This is a genomic window from Duganella hordei, assembly GCF_040369125.1.
Taxonomy (GTDB): Bacteria; Pseudomonadota; Gammaproteobacteria; order Burkholderiales; family Burkholderiaceae_D; genus Rugamonas; species Rugamonas hordei.
The window spans coordinates 62,794-85,758 of sequence record NZ_BPWI01000006.1; the positions used below are offsets into that span (position 1 = coordinate 62,794).

Consider the following 22,965-nt stretch of genomic DNA (forward strand, 5'->3'; position numbering starts at 1 on the left):
TTGACAGAAATCAAGATGAACCAGTGTTTTGTTGGCGGCAAGTATAACGCACACGCAGGGACGGCCAAATGCAATTTGGCTACCAGTGGTGGTACAGAGGTTAAAATACGGCGCGGGCTGGCCACGGCTGATAACAAAGATACAAGAATAGAAACATGATCAAGAAGAAAGACATTGAAGTTCTCCGCGTAACCCATTTGCGCGGGCCCAACATCTGGACTTATCGCCCGGTGATCGAGGCGTGGCTGGACATTGGCGAGCTGGAGAATTTCCCCTCGAATTTGTTGCCTGGCTTGTATGAACGCTTGACGACGGTCCTGCCGGGCCTGATCGTGCACCGCTGCGGCGTGGGCGAGCATGGCGGTTTCCTGGAGCGTTTGCGCGACGGCACCTATGCCGGCCACATCCTCGAACACGTGGTGCTGGAACTGCAAAACCTGGCCGGCATGAAAACCGGCTTCGGCAAGACCCGCCAGATCGGCGAGAACACCGGCATGTACAAGATGGCCTTCCGCACCCGCCAGGAGCAGGTCGGCCGCGCCGCGCTGGCCCACGGCCGCGACCTGCTGATGGCGATGATCGAGGATAAGCCCTACGACCTGGCCGCCACCGTGGCCGAGCTGACCGACATGGTCGAGTCGCTGTGCCTGGGACCGAGCACCGCCAACATCGTCGACGCCGCCACCGTGCGCAAGATCCCGTCGATCCGCCTGACCGACGGCAACCTGGTGCAGCTGGGCCATGGCGCCCGCCAGCGCCGCATCTGGACCGCCGAAACCGAACAGACCAGCGCCATCGCCGAGGGCATCGCCAGCGACAAGGACCTGACCAAGTCGCTGCTGGCCTCGTGCGGCGTGCCGGTGCCCGAGGGCGAACTGGTGACCAGCGCCGAAGCGGCCTGGGAAGCGGCGCAGGACATCGGTGTGCCGGTGGTGGTCAAGCCGTACGACGGCAACCACGGCCGCGGCGTGTCGCTGAACCTGATGACCGAAGCCGACGTCACCGCCGCGTACGCGCTGGCCGCGCGCAAGGGCGACAGCACGAGCGTGATCGTCGAGCGCTTCGTCGCCGGCAACGAGCACCGCCTGCTGGTGGTCGGCAAGCGCCTGGTGGCCGCCGCCGCCGGCGAGTCGCTGTGGGTCACCGGCGACGGCAAATCCAACATCATCGAACTGTGCGACAGCCAGATCAACACCGATCCGCGCCGCGGCACCACCGAGGACGCGCCGCTGAACCAGATCGCGCCCCAGGACGGCGCCGAGATCATCCTCGAGCTGCAGCGCCAGGGCATGACCGCGTACTCGGTGCCGCAGGACGGCCAGAAAGTGCTGATCCAGCCGAACGGCAACGTCGCCATCGACGTCACCGACAAGGTGCACCCGCAGGTTGCCGCGATGGCGACGCTGGCGGCGCGCGTGGTCGGCCTGGACATCGCCGGCATCGACGTGGTGGCCGCCGACATTTCGCGTCCGCTGCAGGAGCAGGGCGGCGCCATCATCGAAGTCAACGCCAGCCCGGGCTTGCTGGCCCATTTGAAGCCGGCCGGCGGCGAGCCGCGCAACGTCGGCGAAGCGATCGTCGACCACCTGTTCGCGCCGGACGAGGGCGGGCGCATGCCTATCGTCGGCATCGCCGGCAAGCACGGCACCACGATGGCGTCGCGCCTGATCGCCTGGCTGCTGCAGATCAGCGGCCGCAAGGTCGGCCTGACCTGCGCCGACGGCCTGTTCGTCAACGGCCGCCTGCTGCCCAAGGACGGCTTCAGCGACTGGGAAACCGGCGAGCGGCTGCTGCTGAACAAGAATGTCGAAGCGGGCGTGTTCGAAGCCAGCGCCCGCATGATACTGACCGAGGGCCTGGCCTACGACAAGTGCGCGGTCGGCGTGGTCACCGACGTCAGCGACTTCGAAGAGCTGGGCGAGTTTTACATCGACAGCGCCGACAAGCTGTACGGCGTGCTGCGCACCCAGGTCGACGTGATCCTGCCGAGCGGCGTGGCGGTGCTGAACGCGGCCGATCCGCAAGTGGTGGACATGGCCGACCTGTGCGACGGCGAGGTGATTTTCTACGGCGTCGACGAGCACCTGGCCGCCGTCGCCCAGCATCGCCAGGACGGCAAGCGCGTGGTGTTCCAGCGCCAGGACAAGGACATGAGCCGCATCGTGCTCGCCCAAGGCTACGACGAAGCGGCCAGCCTGCCGCTGTCGCCGCTGGTGCCGCCGGAGGCCGTGCTGGCCGCGATCGCCGCCGGCTGGGCGCTGGGCCTGACGCCTGAACTGATCGGCGCCGGCCTGCGCACGTTCGATGCGAACCCGAAGCGAACTCATCACTGATATATCACTGAAAGAACAAGCAGATTTATGGAAGTCATCCGCACCCGCGCCCTTCGCGGCCCGAATCTTTGGAGCCACCACACCGCGGTGGAGGTCATCGTATCGTGCCCGCCCGAGGAGCGCTCGATCGCCTCGCTGCGCGGTTTCGAGCAGCGCCTGCATGCGCGCTTCCCCGCCATCGGCGCGCTGCGCCCGACCGGCCATGACGACGACGTGCCGCTGGCCCGCGTGCTGGAAGTGGCGGCCCTGAGCCTGCAGGCGCAAGCCGGCTGCCCGGTCACCTTCAGCCGCACCACGGCCACGCTGGAAGACGGCATCTACCAGACCGTCGTCGAGTACAGCGAAGAAGCGGTGGGCCGCCTGGCGATGACGCTGGCGCACAACCTGATCAACGCCGCGCTGGCCGACACGCCGTTCGACCTGACCGGCGCGCTGAACGAATTGCGCGACCTGGACGAGGATGTGCGCCTGGGCCCGAGTACCGGCGCCATCGTCAGCGCCGCGATCGCCCGCGACATCCCGATCCGCCGCCTGACCGAAGGCAGCATGGTGATGTTCGGCTGGGGCTCGCGCCAACGTCGCATCCAGGCCGCCGAAATGGACACCACCAGCGCCATCGGCGAATCGATCGCGCAGGACAAGGAACTGACCAAGAAGCTGCTGCACGCGGCCGGCGTGCCGGTGCCTATCGGCCGCACGGTGGAGGACGCCGAGGATGCCTGGGCGGCGGCGCTGGAAATCGGCCTGCCGGTGGTGGTCAAGCCGAAGGACGGCAACCAGGGCAAGGGCGTCACGGTCAACGTGATGTCGAAGGAGCACATGGAAAAGGCCTTCCACACGGCGAAGGAATTCCGCGACAACATCATGGTCGAGCGCTACCTGCCGGGCCACGACTACCGCCTGCTCGTCATCGGCAACAAGCTGGTGGCCGCGGCGCGCCGCGATCCGCCGCAGGTGGTGGGCGACGGCGTGCACACGGTGCGCGAGCTGGTCAGCATCGTCAACGCCGATCCGCGCCGTGGCAGCGGCCATTCGACCTCGCTGACCAAGATCCGCTTCGACGACATCGCCATCGCGCGCCTGGCGCTGCAGGACCTGGAGGCGGACTCCGTGCCGAGCAAGGGCCAGCGCGTCATCCTGCGCAACAACGCCAACCTGTCGACCGGCGGCACCGCCACCGACGTCACCGACGACGTGCACCCTGAAGTGGCGGCGCGTGCGGTGGAGGCGGCGCAGATGATCGGCCTCGATATCTGCGGCGTCGATGTGGTCTGCGACGGCGTGCTGCAACCGATCGAGAACCAGCGCGGCGGCGTGGTCGAAGTGAACGCCGCGCCGGGCCTGCGCATGCACATCGCGCCGTCGTACGGCAAGGGCCGCGCGGTGGGCGAGGCCATCGTCAACACCATGTTCGCTCCGGGCGACGACGGCCGCATTCCGGTGGTCGCGGTCACCGGCACCAACGGCAAGACGACGACCGTGCGCCTGATCGCGCACCTGCTGACCGCCAGCGGCCTGCGCACCGGCATGACCAATACCGACGGCGTCTACATCGAAGGCCGCCAGACCGACAGCGGCGACTGCAGCGGTCCGCGCAGCGCGCGCAACGTGCTGCTGCATCCGGACGTGGACGCGGCGGTGTTCGAGACCGCGCGCGGCGGCGTGCTGCGCGAAGGCCTGGCCTTCGACCGCTGCAAGGTCGCCGTGGTGACCAACATCGGCAGCGGCGACCACCTCGGCCTGAACTACATCACCACGGTTGAAGACCTGGCAGTGCTGAAGCGCGTGATCGTGCAGAACGTGTCCGAGCACGGCTTCGCGGTGCTGAACGCGATCGATCCTATCGTCGCCGGCATGGCGGCCAACTGCCGCGGCAAGGTGATCTTCTTCGGCGCCGACCGCGGCCATCCGGTGATCGCCACGCATCTGGCGCAGGGCTGCCGCACCGTGTACGTGGAGGACGGCCAAATCGTCGCCGCGGAAGGCAAGGAACTGAACAAGATCGCGCTGTCCATGGTGCCGATCACCCGCAACGGCGCCATCGGCTTCCAGGTGGAGAACGTGATGGCGGCGGTGGCGGCGGCGTGGGGCGTGGGCATCAGCTGGGACGCGATCCGTCTCGGCCTGAAGACCTTCGCCAACGATTCCGACAATGCGCCGGGCCGTTTCAACGTGTTCGACTACAAGGGCGCGACGCTGATCGCCGACTACGGCCACAATCCGGACGCCATCCTGGCGCTGGTGCAGGCGGTGGAGACGATGCCGGCCAAGCGCCGCTCGGTGGTGATTTCCGGCGCCGGCGACCGCCGCGACCAGGACATCACGCAGCAGACCGAGATCCTCGGCCGCGCGTTCGACGACGTGATCCTGTACGAAGACGCGTGCCAGCGCGGCCGCGTCGACGGCGAGGTGGTGGGGCTGCTGCGTTCCGGCCTGAACGGCGCGCCGCGCACCACCCACATCCAGGAGATCTACGGCGAGTTCCTCGCCATCGATACCGCGATGGGACGCCTGCAGGAGGGCGACCTGTGCCTGATCCTGATCGACCAGGTGGAGGACGCCCTGGCCCACATCGCCAAGCGCATCAAGGAAGCGTAAGTCCAATCCGGGGTCAGATCCGACATTTGGACACGAGCTCTGCTGTAGCAGTCGCTACAGCAGAGCTCGTGTCCAAATGTCGGATCTGACCCCGGATTGTTTTTGGCTATCAATTCCATAGATATATATAGATTTTATTTATGGCGTTGTCTCGGTAGAATAGTTTCACCCTATCGAACAACGAGGAGTTATAGCCATGAGTCAGCCACCGATTACCACCGCCTCCGGCATCCCAGTCGCCGACAACCAGAATTCGGCCAGCGCCGGCGAACGCGGTCCTTTGCTGTTGCAGGACTTCCACCTGATCGAGAAACTCCAGCACTTCAACCGCGAGCGCATTCCCGAGCGCGTCGTCCATGCCAAGGGCTCGGGCGCCTACGGCACCTTCACCGTCACCCACGACATCACCCGCTACACCAAGGCCAGGCTGTTCTCCGAGGTCGGCAAGAAGACCGACACCTTCGTGCGCTTCTCCACCGTCGGCGGCGAGAAGGGCAGCGCCGACACCGAACGCGATCCGCGCGGCTTCGCCATGCGCTTCTATACCGAGGAGGGCAACTGGGACCTGGTCGGCAATAACACGCCGATGTTCTTCATCAAGGACGGCATCAAGTTCCCCGACTTCATCCACACGCAAAAGCGCGATCCGCAGACCAACCTGAAATCGCCGACCATGATGTTCGACTTCTGGAGCAAGGCGCCGGAAAGCCTGCACCAGGTGACGATGCTGTTCTCCGACCGCGGCACGCCGGACGGCTACCGCCACATGGACGGTTTCGGCAGCCACACCTTCAGCCTGATCAACGCCGCCGGTGAGCGCGTCTACGTCAAGTGGCACCTGAAGACCAAGCAGGGCATCAAGAACCTGCCCGCCGACGTCGCCACCCGCATCGCCGGCGAAGATCCCGACTACGCGCAGCGCGACCTGTTCGGCGCCATCGCCGCCGGCGACTTCCCGCAGTGGGACGTCAGGCTGCAGGTGGCCACCGAGGCCGAACTGGCGGCGTGGGAAGCGCGCACCGGCTGGAATCCGTTCGACCTGACCAAGGTCTGGCCGCACAAGGATTTCCCGCTGATCCCGGTCGGCGTGTTTGAGCTGAACCGCAATCCGCTGAACTACCACGCCGAAGTCGAGCAGGCGGCGCTGTCGCCGGCCAACATCGTGCCGGGCATGGGCTACTCGCCGGACAAGATGCTGCAGGCGCGCCTGTTCGCCTACCACGACGCGCAGCTGTACCGCGTCGGCACCAACCACCAGCACCTGCCGGTGAACGCGCCGCGCTGCCCGTTCCACAACCAGCAGCGCGACGGTGCGATGGCGATCTCCAACGGCGGCTCGGCGCAGAACTACGCGGCGGTCGACGCCGGCGGCAGCAATCCGCAAGGCCTCGGCCACGGCGAGCCGGCGCTGGCGCTGCACGGCGGCGCGGCCCGCTACGACGGCCGCGGCAAGGAAGACGATTACACGCAGGCCGGTAATCTGTTCCGTTTGATGCCGGCACAGGAACAGCGCAACCTGTTCAACAACATCGCCGGTCCATTGAGCCAGGTCAGCGCCGAGATCATCGAGCGCCAGCTGGGCCACTTCGACAAGGCCGATCCGGCCTACGGCGCCGGCGTGCGCGCAGCGCTCAAGGCACGTGGCGTGACCTTGGGCTAAAGAGCGGCTGCGGACGGCGGGGAAGTGCACTACAATCTCCATGTTGCAGTGCACCGTGGAGATCCGATTTGAATCGTACCCCCGTCCGACCGTCTTCACCTTCGGCATCGCCGTCCATGCCGGGCCAGGTTGTCCTGGTCCTGCAGGGCGGCGGCGCCCTGGGCGCCTACCAGCTGGGCGTCTATCAAGCCATGCACGAAGCCGGCGTCGAGCCGGACTGGGTGATCGGCACGTCGATCGGCGCCATCAACGGCGCCATCATCGCCGGCAACGACCCGCGCTACCGGCTGGACCGGCTGCGCCAGTTCTGGCACCGCATGGAGCAGAACGCGCTGGGCTTTTCGCTCCTGCCGCGCGCCTTCGCCAATGCCTTGACGGTGGGCCAGGGCATCCCCGCCTTCTTCGAACCGAACCTGTCGTCGTGGTGGAATCCGGACGCCAGGGTCGGCATCGAGCAGGCATCCTTTTACCAGACCGCGCCGCTGCGCACCACGCTCGATACGCTGGTCGATTTCGACTACATCAACGCGAAGCACACGCGGCTCACCGTCGGCGCCGTCAACGCGCGCACCGGCGGCATGCGCTACTTCGACAGCCGCAAGGAGCCGCTGGGCGCCTCGCACGTGATGGCGTCCGGCGCGCTGCCGCCGGCCTTTCCCGCCGTGCGCATCGACGGCGAGCCATACTGGGACGGCGGCATTTATTCCAACACGCCGATCGAGGCGGTGCTGGACGACGAGCCGCGCCGCAGTTCGGTGATCTTCTCGGTGCAGGTGTGGAACCCCGACGGCAGCGAGCCGCAAAGCATGATGCAGGTGCTGGACAAGCACAAGGAGATCCAGTACGCCAGCCGCGCCAGCAATATCGAACAGCAGCGCAAGCTGCACCGGCTGCGCCACGTGATCCGCCAGTTGACGCTGCACCTGTCGGACGAGGCGGCGATGTCGGAAGAGGTGCGCGAACTGGCCGCCTGGGGCTGCGGCACCACCATGCACGTGGTGTCGCTGAAGGCGCCGCGCGTCGGCAACGAGGACCACACCAAGGACATCGACTTCAGCGCGGCCGGCATCCGCGCCCGCTGGCAGGCCGGCTACGAGGATACCAAGCGCTTCATCGCACTGCGGCCGTGGGACAGGGAGATCGACCCTATCGAGGGGATCGCGATCCACGAGCTGCCGGCGCGGTAGTGCCCAGCACATCGCGGCATACCTCCAGCCACGCGCGCGCCGCGTAGGACAGGTAGCTGCCGCGCCACACATGCGCCGGCTGCCATTGCAGGCCGGGATCGGTCAGCCGCACCGCATCCATCTGGCCGATCGCCAGCCGGTGGATGAACGGCTCGGGCAGCAGCGCCACGCCCATGCCGGCCGATGCCATTGCCACCAGCCAGTCCCACTGGCCGCTTTGCGCGGCGATGCTCGGTTCGAAGCCAGCGTCGCCGAAGGCCTTGCGCAGGCTGCGGGTCATGGCGAAATCGTCCTTCAGCAGCACCAGCGGCGTCTTGGCCAATGCCTTGAGCGTGAGCGTGCTGCGGCTCTTCTGGAACGTGCCGCGCGCGGCCAGCGCCCAGATCGGGTAGCTGGCGATGGGCGCCGTTTGCAACCCCAGCAGCGGATCGGCCGGCAGCACCGTCATGCCGATTTCCAGTTCGCCCAGCGCCACCTGGCGCTCGATCTCCTGGCCGGCGTCTTCCTGCAAGGTCAGCGCGATGTTCGGGTGGCGTTGGCGGAAGGCCTTCAGCACGGGCGTGAACAACAGGTTGATCATCGGCGGGATGCCGACCGTGAGCCGGCCGCGCTCCATCGCCTGCGTATCGCGCACTTCCGCCGTCAGGCGGCTCATGGTGGCCAGCATCTCCTCGCCGCGCGCGTAGACCACGCCGCCGGTGTCGGTCAGCGTCAGCTTGCGGCCTTCGCGTATCAGCAGCTGCGCGCCCAGTTCCTCCTCCAGCTGGCGCACCATCTTGCTGATGGTCGACTGGGTGACGTGCAGCGATTCGGCCGCCTGCGTGAAGCTGTTCAGGCGGACGGTTTCAATGAAGTAGCGCAGCGAGCGGATGTCCATGAATAAAACGACTGGGATATGAGAATTTAAGTCATGCAACGACTGATATCCGGATTCTATACTGAATCAAAGAACGAGGAGAACGCCATGCATGAAGACCGCATCCGCCGCCCGGCGTTGATGGATAAGATAATGAGCGCGGCGCAGGCCGCACAGCTGTTCAGGGACGGCATGACCGTCGGCATGAGCGGCTTCACCCGCGCCGGCGACGCCAAGGCGCTTCCGCTCGCGCTGGTCGAACGGGCGCGTCGGACGCCGCTGAACCTTACCTTGCTGACCGGGGCATCGCTGGGCAACGACAGCGACGGCCTGATGGCCAACGCGGGCGTGGTCGCGCGCCGCATGCCGTTCCAGGCCGACGCCGCGCTGCGCCGCAAGATCAATGCCGGCGAGGTGATGTTCATCGACCAGCACCTGTCCGAGACGGCCGAGCAGCTGCGCTCGGGCGACTTGCGGGCGGTCGATATCGCCGTCGTCGAGGCGGTGGCGATCACGCCGGACGGCGGCATCATTCCCACCATGTCGGTCGGGAACTCGGCCAGTTTCGTGCAGCAGGCCAGGCAGGTGATCGTCGAGATCAATCTGAGTTCGCCGCTGTCGCTGGAAGGCTTCCACGACATCTATTTGCCGGGCGCGCGGCCGCATCGCAGCGCGATTCCGCTGCTCGACCCCTGGCAGCGCATCGGCTGGACCTCGATCCCGGTGCATCCGGACCGCATCGCCGCCATCGTCATCACCGACAGTCCGGACAGCCCCTCCAGCGCGCTGCCGCCGGATGCGGAGACCGACGCCATCGCCCGCCACGTGGTCGCCTTCCTGGAGGGAGAGGTGAAGGCAGGGCGCATGGGGCCCGAACTGCGCCCGCTGCAGGCCGGCATCGGCACCATCGCCAACGCGGTGCTGCACGGCCTGATCGATTCTCCGTTCCGCGACATGACCATGTATTCGGAAGTACTGCAGGACAGCGCGATCGAACTGCTCGATTCCGGGCAGCTGTCGATGGCGTCCGCGTCGTCGATCACGCTGTCGGCGCCGATGCACGAGAAATTCATCCGCAATATCGAACAGTACCGCGACCGCATCGTGCTGCGGCCGCAGGAGATCAGCAACCATCCCGAGGTGGTGCGCCGGCTCGGTCTCATCGCGCTGAACACGGCGCTGGAGTTCGACATCTACGGCAACGTCAACTCCACCCACGTGGGCGGCACGCACATGATGAACGGCATCGGCGGCTCGGGCGACTTTGCCCGCAACGGCCAGCTGTCGATATTCGTCAGCAAGTCGGTGGCCAAGGATGGCGCCATTTCCAGCGTGGTGCCGTTTGCCGCCCACGTCGACCATACCGAACACGATGTCGATGTGCTGGTGACCGAATGGGGGCTGGCCGACCTGCGCGGCCTGGCGCCGCGCGAGCGCGCGCCGCTGATCATCGAGCACTGCGCCCACCCGGACTATCGCCCGCAGTTGCGGGCCTACCTGGAAGAGGCCATGGCGGGCGGCGGCCAGACGCCGCACGTGCTGGAAAAGGCGCTGTCCTGGCATGCCCGCTACAAGCGCGAAGGGAGCATGCTGGTAAAATAGGTGTCATAGCCATACACTTAATATTGGATCAACATGACCATCAAAATCAGCCAAAACTTCGATTCCGGCGCCATCGAGGTGCTGCGCGCGGACAGCGCGGCGGAGATCGAACTGAATCTGCGCAAGGACTCGCACGCCGACATCCACCAGTGGTTCCACTTCCGCCTGCAGGGCGCGCGCGGCCAGCAGGTGACGATGCGCTTCCTGAACGCCGGCCAGGCCACCTATGCCAAGGGCTACGAGGACTACCAGGCCGTGGCCAGCTACGACACCGAAAACTGGTTCCGCGTGCCGACCTCCTTCGACGGCCAGGTCATGACGATCCGCCACACGCCCGATACCGACAGCGTCTACTACGCCTACTTCGAGCCTTATTCGTTCGAACGCCATCTGCGCCTGCTGGGCGAAGTGGCCGAGCATCCGCTGGCCCGCGTACTCGACCTGGGCAACACCGTCGACGGCCGCGACATGAACATGGTGGTCGTCGGCAAGCCGGAATCGGAAAAGAAAATCTGGTTCATCGCGCGCCAGCATCCGGGCGAGTCGATGGCCGAGTGGTTCATCGAAGGCCTGATCGATTCGCTGCTGGACGACGCCAATCCGATCGCCCGCAAGCTGCTGCAGCGCTGCGTGTTCTACATCGTGCCGAACATGAATCCTGACGGTTCGGTGCGCGGCAACCTGCGCACCAACGCCACCGGCGCCAACCTGAATCGCGAGTGGATGACGCCGACCGTCGAGCGCAGCCCGGAAGTGCTGTATGTGAAGCAGAAGATGCACGAAACCGGCATCGACATGTTCTTCGACATCCACGGCGACGAGGCGCTGCCTTACAACTTCGTGGCCGGTAACGAGATGCTGGAGAATTTCAGCGAGGAGCGCCGCGCCAAGCAGCAGGCCTTCATTGACCGCTACAAGAACGCGACGCCGGACTTCCAGGACAAGGTCGGCTACGCGGCCAGCAAGTACAAGGAAGACATGCTGACCTTGGCGTCCAAGTACGTCGGCCATCACTTCGGCTGCCTGGCGCTGACCCTGGAGATGCCGTTCAAGGACAACGCCGACCTGCCGGATCCGCACGTGGGCTGGAACGGCGCCCGCAGCGCGGCGCTGGGCGCGTCCATCCTGCAGCCCATCCTGCTGTCGCTGGACGACTACTGATCGTGGGCGTCGAGATCGAGCGCAAGTTCCTGCTGCGCGGCGATGCGTGGATGAATCTGGGCGAGCCGGTGTTCTTTCGCCAGGGTTACCTGTCGTCGCACAAGGACCGCGTGGTGCGCGTGCGCATCGAGGGCGACCGCGCGGTGATGACGATCAAGGGCCGCAACGTCGGCGCCACGCGCGGCGAGTGGGAATATCCGATACCGATGGACGATGCGGCCGAGCTGCTGGACCGCTTGTGCGAGCAGCCGCTGATCGAAAAGTACCGGCGCCGCATCGAGTTCGCCGGCAACGTGTGGGAAGTCGACGAGTTCCTCGGCGCCAATGCCGGGCTGGTGGTGGCCGAGATCGAACTGAGCTCGGAAGACCAGGCGTTCGACAAGCCGGACTGGATAGGCGAGGAAGTCACCGACGACCTGCGCTACCTCAACTCCAGCCTGATTAAACACCCGTTTTCGGCTTGGTAGGCGCCCGGATTTGTACTAATCTGTCTGGATGGACAGCGAGGTTGCAGCGCTCAAGGCGCATATTGACGCGATCGTGCCGACGTTAGCAACGAAGGCCGACATTGAGGTTTTGCGCGCCGAAATGCACAAGATGTCGGCCGAAGGCTACCGCTGGATGGTTGCGTCCATGGTCGGCATGTTTATCGGTTTCGGCGGCTTGTATTTTGCCGCCAGCCGTTCTCTTGGGGAACGTCCCGCAGCGGCGGTGCAGCAGTCACAGCCGCAACAGCCCATCGTCATCTACCTGCAGCCGCCGACGCCGCAATCGCAGAAATAAAAACGCCCCCGAATGAACTCGGGGGCGTTTTGCTTAGTGGAAGTGCTCGGTGCCGGTCGGCGTATCCTCGGGCATTTCCGCGTGGGCCAGTTCGCCGACCGGATCGGCAAACAGCGGCGCGCCGCAGTCGTCGCAGAACTCGGCCACATAGCGTTCGCCATGCTTCTTGATCTGCGTGACGCCGGCCTCGTTCAGGTGGGCGACGATTTCCTCCACCGGCGTGACCGGCTTCTGCACCACACCGCCCGGACCGCCTTGCAGCGGACCTTCCGGCGGCGTGCCTTCCTCGTCCTCCTGGCCGTACAGCGGCCACACCACGCCGTAGATCACGTCCGGCGTCGAGCGCTGCGTGAAGGCCACGCGGTATTCGTCGATCTGGCCGTCGGCGCTTTCCTCGCCGAAGCCGGCGATCACCGCGCGCAGTTCGGACGGCTCGATGGCCAGCGTGTGCGTCAGGTAGTGCACGGCGGCGCGGATCGACACCGGGCGTATCAGCTTGTCCGCCTCGCGGCAGGCCATGTAGTACGCCTCCGGCAGCAGCAGCTCGACGCCGCAGCCGGGCAGCAGGCGGTTGATGGTCGGCGTGACCTGGGCGCGCCATTGCTCCAGCGCGGTGGCGCGCTCGTTGGCGAACTGCGCCTGGTTGGCGGGCATCTGCCAGCGGAACAGCGGCGCGCCGGCCGGCGCCACCACGGCCACCAGCAGGTAGCGGGTGTCGGCCAGGAACGGCGCCGTTTCCGGCACCTTGGTGTCGGCCTTCAGCACGGTGCCCTTGAGCGCGGCCTGCGCCAGCTTGTGCACCTTGCCGTAGGTCTCGACATGGCTGCGCGGCAGCTGGTCGATCGAGAACAATGTGGGCGACATCGCCATCTGCGTGCCGTCGGCCAGCAGGTGGGCGGAGAAATGCGCCGACAGGGTTTGCAGGATGTCCGCCGGGATCGGACCGGAGGCGATCGCGAAGCGCGTCCACGCCAGGATGGGCGCGGCCACCAGCAGCACGTCGTACTGCTTGGGCACGCCGTCGGCGGTGTCCATGGTCACGCTGCTCGATTCGCTGGCCGCTTCCACGCCATCCATCAACACGTCGTAGGCGTTCAGGTCTTCCTTGAACAGCACGTTGAGGGTGGCGTCGATGGTGTCCTGGTGGCCGGTCTTGAGGAGTTTCTGAAGCTGCGCATCGAGGCTGTGCTCCCAGGCCCGCTCTTCGATACGGCTGGCCGCCTGCCCGACAGCCTGGGCGTAGGTGACGAGGCGCTGGCTCTCGGCAGACAATTTATGGGATGAATCTTTAGATGGACGACGCATAGCGCAATAAGAGTCTCATAAAAGTGAAAAAAACGGATCAGTCATGCAGATGATAACCCTTATGACTCGTATTGTAGTTGATTCGGCAAACGTGCATAAAAAAACGCCCTGTGGCCTCGGCGCACAGGGCGTTCTCTACGGGACAGCTAGCTGATTATGCGGCCAGCAGCTGACGCAGCACGAACGGCAGGATGCCGCCATGCTTGTAGTAGTCGACTTCGATCGGGGTGTCGATACGCAGCAGCACTTTGACTTCCTGTGCCGGCTTGCCTTCGCGATGGATGACCAGGGTAGCCAGTTGCTGCGGTTTGATCTCGCCTTCCAGACCCTTCAGGTCGTAGACTTCCTTGCCGGTGATGCCCAGCGATTCGACGCTGTCGTTGCCGATGAATTGCAGCGGCAGCACGCCCATGCCGACCAGGTTCGAGCGGTGGATGCGCTCGAACGAACGCACGATCACGGCCTTCACGCCCAGCAGCTGGGTGCCCTTGGCCGCCCAGTCGCGCGACGAGCCGGTGCCGTACTCTTCGCCGCCGAACACCATGGTCGGCGTGCCTTCGGCAACGTACTTCATCGCCGCGTCGTAGATCGACAGCTGCTCGCCGCTCGGCTGGTGAATGGTGATGCCGCCTTCAACCGCCGAACCGTCCGCCTTGGCAGGGATCATCTTGTTCTTGATGCGCACGTTGGCGAAGGTGCCGCGCATCATGATCTCGTGGTTGCCGCGGCGCGAGCCGTAGGAGTTGAAGTCGGCCTTCAGCACGCCGTTGGCCAGCAGCCATTTGCCCGCCGGGCCGTCTTCCTTGATCGAGCCGGCAGGGGAGATGTGGTCGGTGGTGATCGAATCGCCGAACACGCCCAGCGCGCGCGCGCCGGTGATGCCGGTGGCGGCCGCTTTCGGGGTCATCTCGAAGCCGTCGAAGAACGGCGGCTCGGCGATGTAGGTCGACGCTGGCCAGTTGTAGACATTGCCTTCGGTCGACGACACGTGTTCCCACAGCTTGCCAGGGTTGCCCTTGACGTCGGCGTAGTTCGACTTGAACACTTTCGAGTTCATCGCGAACTTCATCAGCTTGGCGATCTCTTTCGAGGTCGGCCAGATGTCGCCCAGGTACACGTCGTTGCCGTTCTTGCCCTTGCCGACCGGTTGGGTCATCAGGTCGACGGTCATGTTGCCGGCGATGGCGTAGGCCACGACCAGCGGTGGCGATGCCAGGAAGTTCGAGCGGATGTTCGGGTGAATACGCGCTTCGAAATTGCGGTTACCGGACAGCACGGCCGAGGCGACGATGTCGTTGGTCGAGATGGCGGCGTTCAGTTCCGGGGTCAGGTCGCCGGCGTTGCCGATGCAGGTGGTGCAGCCGTAGGCGGTGACGCCGAAGCCCAGTTGCTCCAGGTATGGCAGCAGGCCGGCGGCGGTCAGGTACTCGGTCACCACGCGCGAGCCAGGGGCCAGCGAGGTCTTGATGTGCGGCGCGACGGTCAGGCCGGCTTCGACGGCTTTCTTCGCCAGCAGGCCGGCGGCCAGCAGCACGCTCGGGTTCGAGGTGTTGGTGCACGAGGTGATCGCGGCGATCAGCACGTCGCCGTTTTTCACGTTCACGCCGTTGGTGGTGGTGTAGGTCTGGTTCAGCTGTTCAGGCTTTTTGTTGAAGCCGTTTTCGGTGGTCGGTTTCGAGAACAGTTCGGTGAAGTTGTTCTTCACGTTGCCGATTTCGATACGGTCCTGTGGACGCTTGGGACCGGCCAGCGAAGGAGTAACACTGGTCAGGTTCAGTTCCACCACGCGGGTGTAGTCGATGTCGCCGGCTTTCGGCACGCCGTACAGGCCCTGCGCCTTGAAGTAGGCGGCGAAGGCGGCGATTTCGTCCTTGGTGCGGCCGGTGCCTTCGAAGTATTCGACGGTGGCGTCGTCGACCGGGAAGAAGCCCATGGTCGCGCCGTATTCAGGCGCCATGTTGGCGATGGTGGCGCGGTCGGTCAGCGACAGCGTCTCGGTGCCTTCGCCGAAGAACTCGACGAACTTGCCGACGACTTTTTCCTTGCGCAGCAGTTCGGTGATGGTCAGCACCAGGTCGGTCGCGGTGCAGCCTTCGCGCAGGATGCCGGTCAGGTTGACGCCGATCACGTCCGGGGTCAGGAAGTAGACCGGCTGGCCCAGCATGCCGGCTTCCGCCTCGATGCCGCCCACGCCCCAGCCGACCACGCCGATGCCGTTGATCATGGTGGTGTGCGAGTCGGTGCCGACCAGGGTGTCCGGGTAGTACACGCCTTCAGCGGTCTTGTGCACGCCGCGCGCCAGGTATTCCAGGTTGACCTGGTGGACGATGCCGAAGCCTGGCGGGACCACGCCGAAGGTGTCGAAGGCTTGCATGCCCCATTTCATGAACTGGTAGCGCTCGTTGTTGCGCGAGAATTCCAGCTTCATGTTCAGGTCCAGCGCGTTCTTTTCGCGGAAGTGGTCGATGGTGACCGAGTGGTCGACCACCAGGTCCACCGGCACCAGCGGTTCGATTTTCTTGGCGTTGATGCCCATTTTGTACGCGACGTTGCGCATCGCGGCCAGGTCGGCCAGCAGCGGCACGCCGGTGAAGTCCTGCAGCACGACGCGGGCCACGACGAAAGGAATCTCGTCGGTGCGCTCGGCGGTCGCGCCCCAGTTGGCCAGTTGCTTGACGTGTTCTTCGGTGACTTTCTTGCCGTCGCAGTTACGCAGGACGGATTCCAGCACAACGCGGATCGATACCGGCAGGCGGGAGATTTTGGCGCCCAGGCTCTTTTCCAGTGCGGGCAGGGAGTAGAACTTACCCTTCTTGCCCGAAATGTTGAAATCCTTAAGCGTGTTCAGAGTGTTGCGGGACATGACCTCTCCTTCAGTGGGTATCGTCTATTGTTGATGTTAAACCGTGTTGCTGGCGCCCGTGCCGGCGCGCCCGTTTTGGAGCTGGAACTGATTGCTGTTACTGGATGCTGATCTTGGTGCTGGTCGGTTCCGCCGCGCTGGTGGTGACCGGCTTGAGCTGTTCGGCGTTGCGGCATTCGTTGGCCAGCTGGCGGTTCTGCTTGGAGTCGAGCAGCATGCTCTTGGCGGGAATGCCGATCCAGATCAGGCCGTACAACTTGTTCTCGAAGCGGTTGGCGCCGGTGGTGGTGCCCACGCGGGTCAGGCGGTGCAGGCGCTTCTTCCAGCGCAGCGCGATATGGGCCTCGTCGCTGGCGTTGCTGTAGATGGTGATCTTGTTGCCCAGTTCGCAGTCGAATTCGATGACGGACGCGTCGCCGATGGCCGGCTCGTCGGCCTCCTCGTCCGGCGCCTTCGCTTCGACCGGCTTGGCGGCGGCCTTGGGCTTGCTGGCCTTCTTGACGGCTTTCTTGGCCGATGCGTTGGCTGGCGCGGGAGTGTCGGCGTGGGCGCCGGCGGCCAGGGTCAGGGAGCCGAGCGCGAAGCTGCAGGCCAGGAATAGTTTGGAGATAGACATCAGTGTGCTTCCTGTATGGGGTCGGTAGGGCTTCCGTTGAGCAGCGCGACGGCCGATTCGGGCAAGCTCAGCCCGGCCAGTCTGGCGCGCTGTAAAACGGTCCAATAGTATCTGTAGCTTGCGCGGTCGTGCAAGCGCCCGTTTTGGGATATTGGCCCCCATTGGACCGCCTCCGCTTCAAGCAGGATGGCGGCCGCCTCGCTGACCTCGGACAGGCGCGGCGTGAAGGTCTTGATAATAGGTTTGATCTGGTTCGGATGGATGCTCCACATGCGCGTGTAGCCGAATTCGGCGGCGGCGCGCTGGGCATCGTTGGCGGCAACCGCCGTGTCCTTGATTTCGGTGGTCACGTTATGCGACGGCACCTTGCCGTGCGCGTGGCAGGCGGCGGCCACTTCCAGCTTGGCGCGCACCACCAGCGGGTGCGTGAACTGGCCCGGCGTGCGCATCGCGCTGCCGGGAATGGCGCCGTAGTGCGACGAGACGAAATCCATGATGCCGAACGACAGGCACTGCACCTGCGGCAGGGCGGCGATGTCGTAGGCCTCGCGCAGCGCGCCGTGGGTTTCGATCAGCACATGCACCGGCAGGTCCTTGCGGCCGGCCTTGGCGGCATGGGTGTTGATCAACTTGATGGCGGCGGCGACTTCCTTGGCGCTGTGCACCTTCGGCAGCACGATGTAGGCCAGGCGCTTGGCGGCGGCGCAGATGATCTCGACGTCCTGCAGGAAAAAGGGGCTGTCGACATCGTGCACGCGGGCGCCGATGCGGTTGAATTTATTGTCGTCGGACAACAGCAGTTCGGCCACCAGGCGCGCGTGCGCCTCCTCGTTGCCGGCGCTGGCGCCGTCTTCGCAATCGAGGGTGATGTCGAACAGGGGGCCAAGTTCTTGTTGCAGGGCGATCGATTTGCGCATCAGCTTTTCGGAGCCGGCGTAGTGGTCGCAAGCCGGCAGCAGCAGCGGCTGGCGATTGCCCTGGAATAAAACCTCGGATGGGTGCATGCGGGAATCTGGAGTAGGCGAGGGAGCGGTAACGGACGCCGCGCTGCTCTCGGCAGCGCGGCGGGTGCGGCGGATCGGTGGTTTAACCGGTTCCACGTGCGGTTGGATCGGAACTTATGCAGGCAGCAGGTGCTTGACGCCTTCGCGCTCTTCGGTCAGTTCCTTCAGCGTCAGGTTGATGCGCTCTTGCGAGAACGCGTCGATTTCCAGGCCCTGGACGATTTTGTATTCGCCGTTTTCGGTGGTGACAGGGAAGCCGAACATGGTGCCTTCCGGGATGCCGTACGAACCGTCCGAAGGAACGCCCATGGTGGTCCACTTGCCGTTGGTGCCCAGCATCCAGTCATGCACGTGGTCGATGGCCGCGTTGGCCGCCGACGCCGCCGACGACAGGCCGCGCGCTTCGATGATGGCCGCGCCGCGCTTGCCGACGGTCGGCAGGAACACGTTGGCGTTCCATTCCTGGTCGTTGATCAGTTCCTTGACAGCCTTGCCGTTGACGGTGGCGAAACGGTAGTCGGCGTACATGGTCGGCGAGTGGTTGCCCCAGACGGTCAGCTTTTCGATGTCCTTGACGGCGGTGCCGGTCTTGGCTGCCACTTGCGACAGCGCGCGGTTGTGGTCCAGGCGCAGCATGGCGGTGAAGTTCTTGGCCGGCAGCGAAGGCGCCGATTTCATGGCGATGTAGGCGTTGGTGTTGGCCGGGTTGCCGACCACCAGCACTTTGACGTTGCGCGAAGCGACGGCGTCCAGCGCCTTGCCTTGCACGGTGAAGATCTGGGCATTGGCTTCCAGCAAGTCTTTACGCTCCATGCCCGGGCCGCGCGGACGGGCGCCAACCAGCACGGCGACGTCGACATCCTTGAACGCGGTCATCGGGTCGGAGTGGGCGGTCATCTCGGTCAGCAGCGGGAACGCGCAGTCGTCGATTTCCATCATGACGCCTTTCAGCGCTTTTTGTGCTTTTTCGTCAGCGATTTCCAGCAGTTGCAGGATAACTGGTTGGTCTTTGCCGAGCATGTCGCCGTTGGCGATGCGGAACAGCAGAGCGTAACCGATTTGACCGGCGGCGCCGGTGACAGCAACACGCATTGGGGTTTTAGCCATGATGAATCTCCAAAGTGGGAATTAAAACGTTCTCTAAGCTGGACCGGTGCCGGTCCGGGGAAACCGTAATCATACTGCAAATCGAGCGCTTATATCTCCGTCAAAGCGGTATGGTAAAGCGCCTCGCCGGGGAGTGTAGGCGCGTGGCGGGTATCTGTCAATCCTATCTTATGTCTTATATAAGACAGATAAGTTATTGCGTGTTTTTGCTGGACGGCAGGGGGCTTTTGTGGTGAAATCTTGGCCTATGAATCCTGCCCCGCCTAATTCGAACAGCAATCCCGCCGCCGTCAACACGGGCGGAGCTGCCGGATCGCCTGCGGCGCCTTCCTCCGTTACGCCTTCCGGCGCGTCGCCGACCTTCTCCCCACTGTACCAGCAAATCAAGGCGCTGATCACGCGCAGCCTGCAGTCGGGCGAGTGGAAACCGGGTGAGCTGATCCCCAGCGAAGTCGAACTGGCCAACCGCTTCAAGGTCAGCCAGGGCACGGTGCGCAAGGCCATCGACGAGCTGGCGGCCGAGAACCTGGTCATGCGCCGGCAGGGCAAGGGCACGTTCGTGTCCACCCACCACGAGGAGCGCGCCCACTTCCGCTTCCTCAAGCTGATGCCCGACGAGGGCGTGCCGCACTACCCCGAAAGCAAATTCATCGAAGTCAAGCGCATGCGCGCGCCCGCCGACGTGGCGCGCCTGCTCGACCTGAAATCCGGCGACGCCGTCATCTTCATCAAGCGGGTGCAGTCGTTCGACGGCATGCCGACCATCGTCGAGGAGCTGTGGCTGCCGGGCATGACGTTCAAGGGCTTGACCGCCGAGCGGCTGGTTGAATACAAGGGGCCGATGTACGGCCTGTTCGAATCCGAGTTCGGCACCCGCATGATACGGGCGACGGAAAAGATCCGCGCCGTCTGCGCGGCGGCCGAAGACGCCGCGCTGCTGCACCTGCCCGCCAACACGCCGCTGCTGGCGTCCGAGCGGGTGTCGTTTACTTATGGCGACAAACCGGTGGAGCTGCGCCGCGGCCTGTATTCCACCGAGCGCCATCACTATCACAATGAGTTGAACTGAGCGGGTTGAATTGAAGGAGACCCTGGGGCGCTAAAAAGCCGCTTCAGGAGCGCAGGGCAGGGCGCCGTCACACGCCGGTAGCATTGTTGCGCTGATAATACGTCGAGCTACAGGAAGTAGCCGCCAGCTAGTGTTGTCAAACACTATTTTAGTTATATGTAACAATAGATATTGGTTATGAGTGCGGAAATCGGCGAAAATCGCAGTCTTACCAAATTTTTGTTTAGCCTGAGGAGGTCTTGTTATGTCAGAAGCCGTAAGGGAAGTCCCTAAAAAAGAACGGCCGGAGTTCCGTAACATCCACGTTACCGAATTGTCCAACTACCGCTTGCCATTGGCCGGTATCGTATCCATCCTGCACCGCATCAGCGGCTTCCTGATGTTTGCGCTGCTGCCTTTCGTGCTCTATTTGCTGGAGCAGAGCCTGCGCTCCGAGATCTCCTTCGCCTACTACCAGGGGATCGTGTCGACCCCGCTGGTCAAGCTGATCATCCTGGCCCTGGTCTGGGGTTATATGCAGCACTTCTGCGCCGGCGTACGCCACCTGTTCATGGACCTGCACTACGGCCTGGACAAGGATTCGGCGCGTAAATCGGCCGCCAGCGTGCTGGTCGTCAGCCTGGCCCTGACCCTGGTCGTCGCCCTCAAACTGTTTGGAGTATTCTGAGATGGCAAATAACAATATCGGCCCCAAGCGCCGCGTGGTCGGTGCCCACTACGGCCTGAAAGACTGGCTGGCGCAGCGCGTCACCGCCGTCATGATGGTGCTGTACACCGCCATCCTGCTGATTTCCTTCCTCACCGGCCAGAACTTCACCTATGAAGGCTGGGCTGGCCTGTTCGCGCAGCAGTGGTTCAAGCTGATCTCCGCGGTCACCCTGTTCGGCCTGTTCTACCACGCCTGGGTCGGCATGCGCGACATCTGGATGGACTACGTTAAAGCCGTCGGCGTTCGCCTGACCCTGCAAATCGCCACCATGCTGTGGTTGATCGCTTGTGCCGTTTGGTCGGTACAGATACTCTGGAGTGTGTAATCGTGGCAGCTATTAAAACTGGAATTCCTACCCGCCGCTTTGACGCGGTAATCGTCGGCGCCGGCGGCTCCGGCATGCGCGCATCCCTGCAGCTGGCTGAAGCCGGTCTGAACGTGGCGGTGCTGTCGAAAGTGTTCCCGACCCGCTCGCACACCGTGGCGGCGCAGGGCGGCATCGGCGCATCGCTGGGCAATATGGCTGAAGACAACTGGTTCTGGCACATGTTCGACACCGTCAAGGGCGGCGACTACCTGGGCGACCAGGACGCGATCGAATTCATGTGCCGCGAAGCACCGAAGGTCGTCTACGAGCTGGAACACTTCGGCATGCCGTTCGACCGCAATCCCGACGGCACCATCTACCAGCGTCCGTTCGGCGGCCACACCGCCAACTTCGGCGAGAAAGCCGTGCAGCGCGCCTGCGCCGCGGCCGACCGTACCGGCCACGCGCTGCTGCACACGCTGTACCAGCGCAACGTCCGCGCCCGCACCCACTTCTTCGTCGAGTGGATGGCGCTCGACATCATCCGCGACGCCGAAGGCGACGTGGTCGGCGTGGTGGCACTGGAAATGGAAACCGGCGAAACGATGATCCTGGAAGCGAAGACCACCATCTTCGCCACCGGTGGCGCAGGCCGCATCTTCGCAGCTTCCACCAACGCCTTCATCAACACCGGCGACGGCATGGGCATGGCGGCGCGCGCCGGCCTGCCGCTGCAGGACATGGAGTTCTGGCAGTTCCACCCGACCGGCGTGGCCGGCGCCGGCGTCCTCATCACCGAGGGTGTGCGCGGCGAGGGCGGTATCCTGATCAACTCCGAGGGCGAGCGCTTCATGGAACGCTATGCGCCGACCTTGAAGGATCTGGCGCCGCGCGACTTCGTGTCGCGCTCGATGGACCAGGAAATCAAGGAAGGCCGCGGCTGCGGCCCGAACAAGGACCACGTGATGCTGGACCTGCGCCACATCGGCGCCGACACCATCCAGAAGCGCCTGCCGTCGATCCTGGAAATCGGCCACAAGTTCGCCAACGTCGACGCCACCAAGGAACCGATCCCTGTCGTGCCGACCATCCACTACCAGATGGGCGGCATTCCGACCAACATCCACGGCCAGGTCGTCACCCCTAACGGCGACGGCACGCAGAAGGTCGTCAACGGCCTGTACGCGATCGGCGAATGCGCCTGCGTGTCGGTGCACGGCGCCAACCGCCTGGGCACCAACTCGCTGCTGGACCTGGTGGTGTTCGGCCGCGCGGCCGGCAACCACGTGGTCGCGTCCAACCTGAAGCAGAAGGAAAACAAGCCGCTGCCGAAGGACGCGTCCGATTTCGCCATGGACCGCCTGAACAAGCTGGAAACCTCGACCGGATCGGAAAAAGTGCAGGGCGTCGCCAACGACATCCGCGCCACGATGCAGAAGTACTGCGGCGTGTTCCGTACCGAGGAGATGATGGCCCAGGGCGCCAAGGAAATCATGGTGCTCGACGAGCGCCGCAAGCATGTGTCGTTCAAGGACAAGTCCAAGGTGTTCAACACCGCGCGCGTCGAAGCGCTGGAGCTGGACAACCTGATCGAAACCGCGAAAGCGACGATCACGTCGGCCGTGGCCCGCAAGGAATCGCGCGGCGCCCACGCCCACAACGATTTCCCGCACCGCGACGACGACAACTGGATGAAGCACACCCTGTGGTATTCGGAAGGCAACCGACTGGAATACAAAGCGGTCGTTACCAAGCCATTGACGGTTGATACCTTCAAACCGAAACCACGTACTTTCTAAGGGCTA

At 64.4% G+C, this 22,965-nt stretch carries 18 protein-coding genes; 12 read left to right on the top strand and 6 right to left on the bottom strand.

Going from position 1 to position 22,965, the window contains the following annotated elements; all coding sequences use genetic code 11:
* Positions 1 to 155: 155 nt before the first annotated feature.
* From ABWW33_RS15675 to ABWW33_RS15690, 4 genes are all read left to right on the top strand, one after another.
* A complete protein-coding gene (locus tag ABWW33_RS15675) occupies positions 156 to 2,333 on the top strand; it encodes a cyanophycin synthetase (protein ID WP_176652001.1) in 2,178 nt (725 codons plus the stop codon).
* A gap of 27 nt (positions 2,334 to 2,360) precedes the next feature.
* Positions 2,361 to 4,931: a cyanophycin synthetase gene (cphA, locus tag ABWW33_RS15680; RefSeq protein ID WP_353402749.1), complete on the top strand. Its 2,571-nt coding sequence runs from the start codon at positions 2,361 to 2,363 to the stop codon at positions 4,929 to 4,931.
* A gap of 196 nt (positions 4,932 to 5,127) precedes the next feature.
* On the top strand, positions 5,128 to 6,591 hold the full coding sequence (locus ABWW33_RS15685) for a catalase (protein ID WP_353402751.1): 1,464 nt from the start codon (positions 5,128 to 5,130) through the stop codon (positions 6,589 to 6,591).
* A gap of 116 nt (positions 6,592 to 6,707) precedes the next feature.
* Positions 6,708 to 7,778 (top strand): patatin-like phospholipase family protein, encoded by a 1,071-nt coding sequence (locus ABWW33_RS15690; protein WP_353402753.1) that lies wholly within the window; start codon positions 6,708 to 6,710, stop codon positions 7,776 to 7,778.
* Here the strand turns inward: ABWW33_RS15690 and ABWW33_RS15695 are convergent.
* Positions 7,738 to 8,655: a LysR substrate-binding domain-containing protein gene (locus ABWW33_RS15695; protein ID WP_353402755.1), complete on the bottom strand. Its 918-nt coding sequence runs from the start codon at positions 8,653 to 8,655 to the stop codon at positions 7,738 to 7,740. The genes ABWW33_RS15690 and ABWW33_RS15695 overlap by 41 nt on opposite strands.
* A gap of 87 nt (positions 8,656 to 8,742) precedes the next feature.
* On the opposite strand from ABWW33_RS15695, the gene scpC reads away from it, so the two are divergent.
* Genes scpC through ABWW33_RS15715 form a run of 4 tightly spaced genes read left to right on the top strand, consistent with a single transcriptional unit; the run spans position 8,743 to position 12,180 of the window.
* Complete coding sequence (scpC, locus tag ABWW33_RS15700) at positions 8,743 to 10,236, top strand: succinyl-CoA:acetate CoA-transferase ScpC (RefSeq protein WP_353402757.1); 1,494 nt, start codon at positions 8,743 to 8,745, stop codon at positions 10,234 to 10,236.
* Positions 10,237 to 10,269: 33 nt separating this feature from the next.
* The gene (locus ABWW33_RS15705) at positions 10,270 to 11,397 is read left to right on the top strand and encodes a M14 family metallopeptidase (protein WP_176651995.1); all 1,128 of its coding nucleotides are present in this window, start codon (positions 10,270 to 10,272) and stop codon (positions 11,395 to 11,397) included.
* A 2-nt stretch (positions 11,398 to 11,399) separates the two neighbouring features.
* A complete protein-coding gene (locus ABWW33_RS15710; protein WP_353402759.1) occupies positions 11,400 to 11,864 on the top strand; it encodes a CYTH domain-containing protein in 465 nt (154 codons plus the stop codon).
* 28 nt (positions 11,865 to 11,892) lie between these two features.
* On the top strand, positions 11,893 to 12,180 hold the full coding sequence (locus ABWW33_RS15715; protein WP_176651993.1) for a hypothetical protein: 288 nt from the start codon (positions 11,893 to 11,895) through the stop codon (positions 12,178 to 12,180).
* Positions 12,181 to 12,213: 33 nt separating this feature from the next.
* On the opposite strand, the gene ABWW33_RS15720 is transcribed toward ABWW33_RS15715, so the two are convergent.
* From ABWW33_RS15720 to ABWW33_RS15740, 5 genes are all read right to left on the bottom strand, one after another.
* Entirely contained in the window at positions 12,214 to 13,485 is a 1,272-nt protein-coding gene (locus tag ABWW33_RS15720) for a DUF2863 family protein (protein WP_176651992.1), read from the bottom strand.
* Positions 13,486 to 13,639: 154 nt separating this feature from the next.
* Complete coding sequence (gene acnA, locus ABWW33_RS15725; protein ID WP_353402762.1) at positions 13,640 to 16,348, bottom strand: aconitate hydratase AcnA; 2,709 nt, start codon at positions 16,346 to 16,348, stop codon at positions 13,640 to 13,642.
* Between the two features lie 97 nt (positions 16,349 to 16,445).
* Positions 16,446 to 16,964 carry a hypothetical protein gene (locus ABWW33_RS15730; RefSeq protein WP_176651990.1) on the bottom strand — a complete coding sequence of 173 codons (519 nt, stop codon included), beginning with the start codon at positions 16,962 to 16,964 and terminating at the stop codon, positions 16,446 to 16,448.
* Positions 16,964 to 17,968 (bottom strand): HpcH/HpaI aldolase/citrate lyase family protein, encoded by a 1,005-nt coding sequence (locus ABWW33_RS15735; protein ID WP_353402764.1) that lies wholly within the window; start codon positions 17,966 to 17,968, stop codon positions 16,964 to 16,966. Before ABWW33_RS15735 ends, ABWW33_RS15730 begins: the two co-directional genes overlap by 1 nt.
* Positions 17,969 to 18,082: 114 nt before the next feature.
* The gene (locus tag ABWW33_RS15740) at positions 18,083 to 19,075 is read right to left on the bottom strand and encodes a malate dehydrogenase (protein ID WP_176651988.1); all 993 of its coding nucleotides are present in this window, start codon (positions 19,073 to 19,075) and stop codon (positions 18,083 to 18,085) included.
* 247 nt (positions 19,076 to 19,322) lie between these two features.
* On the opposite strand from ABWW33_RS15740, the gene ABWW33_RS15745 reads away from it, so the two are divergent.
* The 4 genes from ABWW33_RS15745 (at position 19,323) to sdhA (ending at position 22,959) form a co-directional block, all read left to right on the top strand.
* Positions 19,323 to 20,144 (top strand): GntR family transcriptional regulator, encoded by an 822-nt coding sequence (locus ABWW33_RS15745; RefSeq protein WP_176651987.1) that lies wholly within the window; start codon positions 19,323 to 19,325, stop codon positions 20,142 to 20,144.
* A gap of 244 nt (positions 20,145 to 20,388) precedes the next feature.
* Positions 20,389 to 20,811 carry a succinate dehydrogenase, cytochrome b556 subunit gene (sdhC, locus tag ABWW33_RS15750; RefSeq protein WP_353402766.1) on the top strand — a complete coding sequence of 141 codons (423 nt, stop codon included), beginning with the start codon at positions 20,389 to 20,391 and terminating at the stop codon, positions 20,809 to 20,811.
* Between the two features lies 1 nt (position 20,812).
* Positions 20,813 to 21,178 (top strand): succinate dehydrogenase, hydrophobic membrane anchor protein, encoded by a 366-nt coding sequence (sdhD, locus tag ABWW33_RS15755; RefSeq protein ID WP_176651985.1) that lies wholly within the window; start codon positions 20,813 to 20,815, stop codon positions 21,176 to 21,178.
* A gap of 2 nt (positions 21,179 to 21,180) precedes the next feature.
* Positions 21,181 to 22,959: a succinate dehydrogenase flavoprotein subunit gene (gene sdhA, locus ABWW33_RS15760; RefSeq protein ID WP_176651984.1), complete on the top strand. Its 1,779-nt coding sequence runs from the start codon at positions 21,181 to 21,183 to the stop codon at positions 22,957 to 22,959.
* The last annotated feature ends 6 nt before the right edge of the window (positions 22,960 to 22,965 follow it).

Excerpts from the sequence above, each read along its gene's own strand:
- acnA (WP_353402762.1), bottom strand. The coding sequence starts at position 16,348 with ATGTCCCGCAACACTCTGAACACGCTTAAGGATTTCAACATTTCGGGC.
- ABWW33_RS15705 (WP_176651995.1), top strand. The coding sequence starts at position 10,270 with ATGACCATCAAAATCAGCCAAAACTTCGATTCCGGCGCCATCGAGGTG.
- sdhC (WP_353402766.1), top strand. The coding sequence starts at position 20,389 with ATGTCAGAAGCCGTAAGGGAAGTCCCTAAAAAAGAACGGCCGGAGTTC.
- sdhD (WP_176651985.1), top strand. The coding sequence starts at position 20,813 with ATGGCAAATAACAATATCGGCCCCAAGCGCCGCGTGGTCGGTGCCCAC.
- cphA (WP_353402749.1), top strand. The coding sequence starts at position 2,361 with ATGGAAGTCATCCGCACCCGCGCCCTTCGCGGCCCGAATCTTTGGAGC.
- ABWW33_RS15730 (WP_176651990.1), bottom strand. The coding sequence starts at position 16,964 with ATGTCTATCTCCAAACTATTCCTGGCCTGCAGCTTCGCGCTCGGCTCC.
- ABWW33_RS15715 (WP_176651993.1), top strand. The coding sequence starts at position 11,893 with ATGGACAGCGAGGTTGCAGCGCTCAAGGCGCATATTGACGCGATCGTG.
- ABWW33_RS15720 (WP_176651992.1), bottom strand. The coding sequence starts at position 13,485 with ATGCGTCGTCCATCTAAAGATTCATCCCATAAATTGTCTGCCGAGAGC.
- ABWW33_RS15675 (WP_176652001.1), top strand. The coding sequence starts at position 156 with ATGATCAAGAAGAAAGACATTGAAGTTCTCCGCGTAACCCATTTGCGC.
- ABWW33_RS15735 (WP_353402764.1), bottom strand. The coding sequence starts at position 17,968 with ATGCACCCATCCGAGGTTTTATTCCAGGGCAATCGCCAGCCGCTGCTG.
- ABWW33_RS15685 (WP_353402751.1), top strand. The coding sequence starts at position 5,128 with ATGAGTCAGCCACCGATTACCACCGCCTCCGGCATCCCAGTCGCCGAC.
- ABWW33_RS15745 (WP_176651987.1), top strand. The coding sequence starts at position 19,323 with ATGAATCCTGCCCCGCCTAATTCGAACAGCAATCCCGCCGCCGTCAAC.
- ABWW33_RS15690 (WP_353402753.1), top strand. The coding sequence starts at position 6,708 with ATGCCGGGCCAGGTTGTCCTGGTCCTGCAGGGCGGCGGCGCCCTGGGC.
- scpC (WP_353402757.1), top strand. The coding sequence starts at position 8,743 with ATGCATGAAGACCGCATCCGCCGCCCGGCGTTGATGGATAAGATAATG.
- ABWW33_RS15695 (WP_353402755.1), bottom strand. The coding sequence starts at position 8,655 with ATGGACATCCGCTCGCTGCGCTACTTCATTGAAACCGTCCGCCTGAAC.
- ABWW33_RS15740 (WP_176651988.1), bottom strand. The coding sequence starts at position 19,075 with ATGGCTAAAACCCCAATGCGTGTTGCTGTCACCGGCGCCGCCGGTCAA.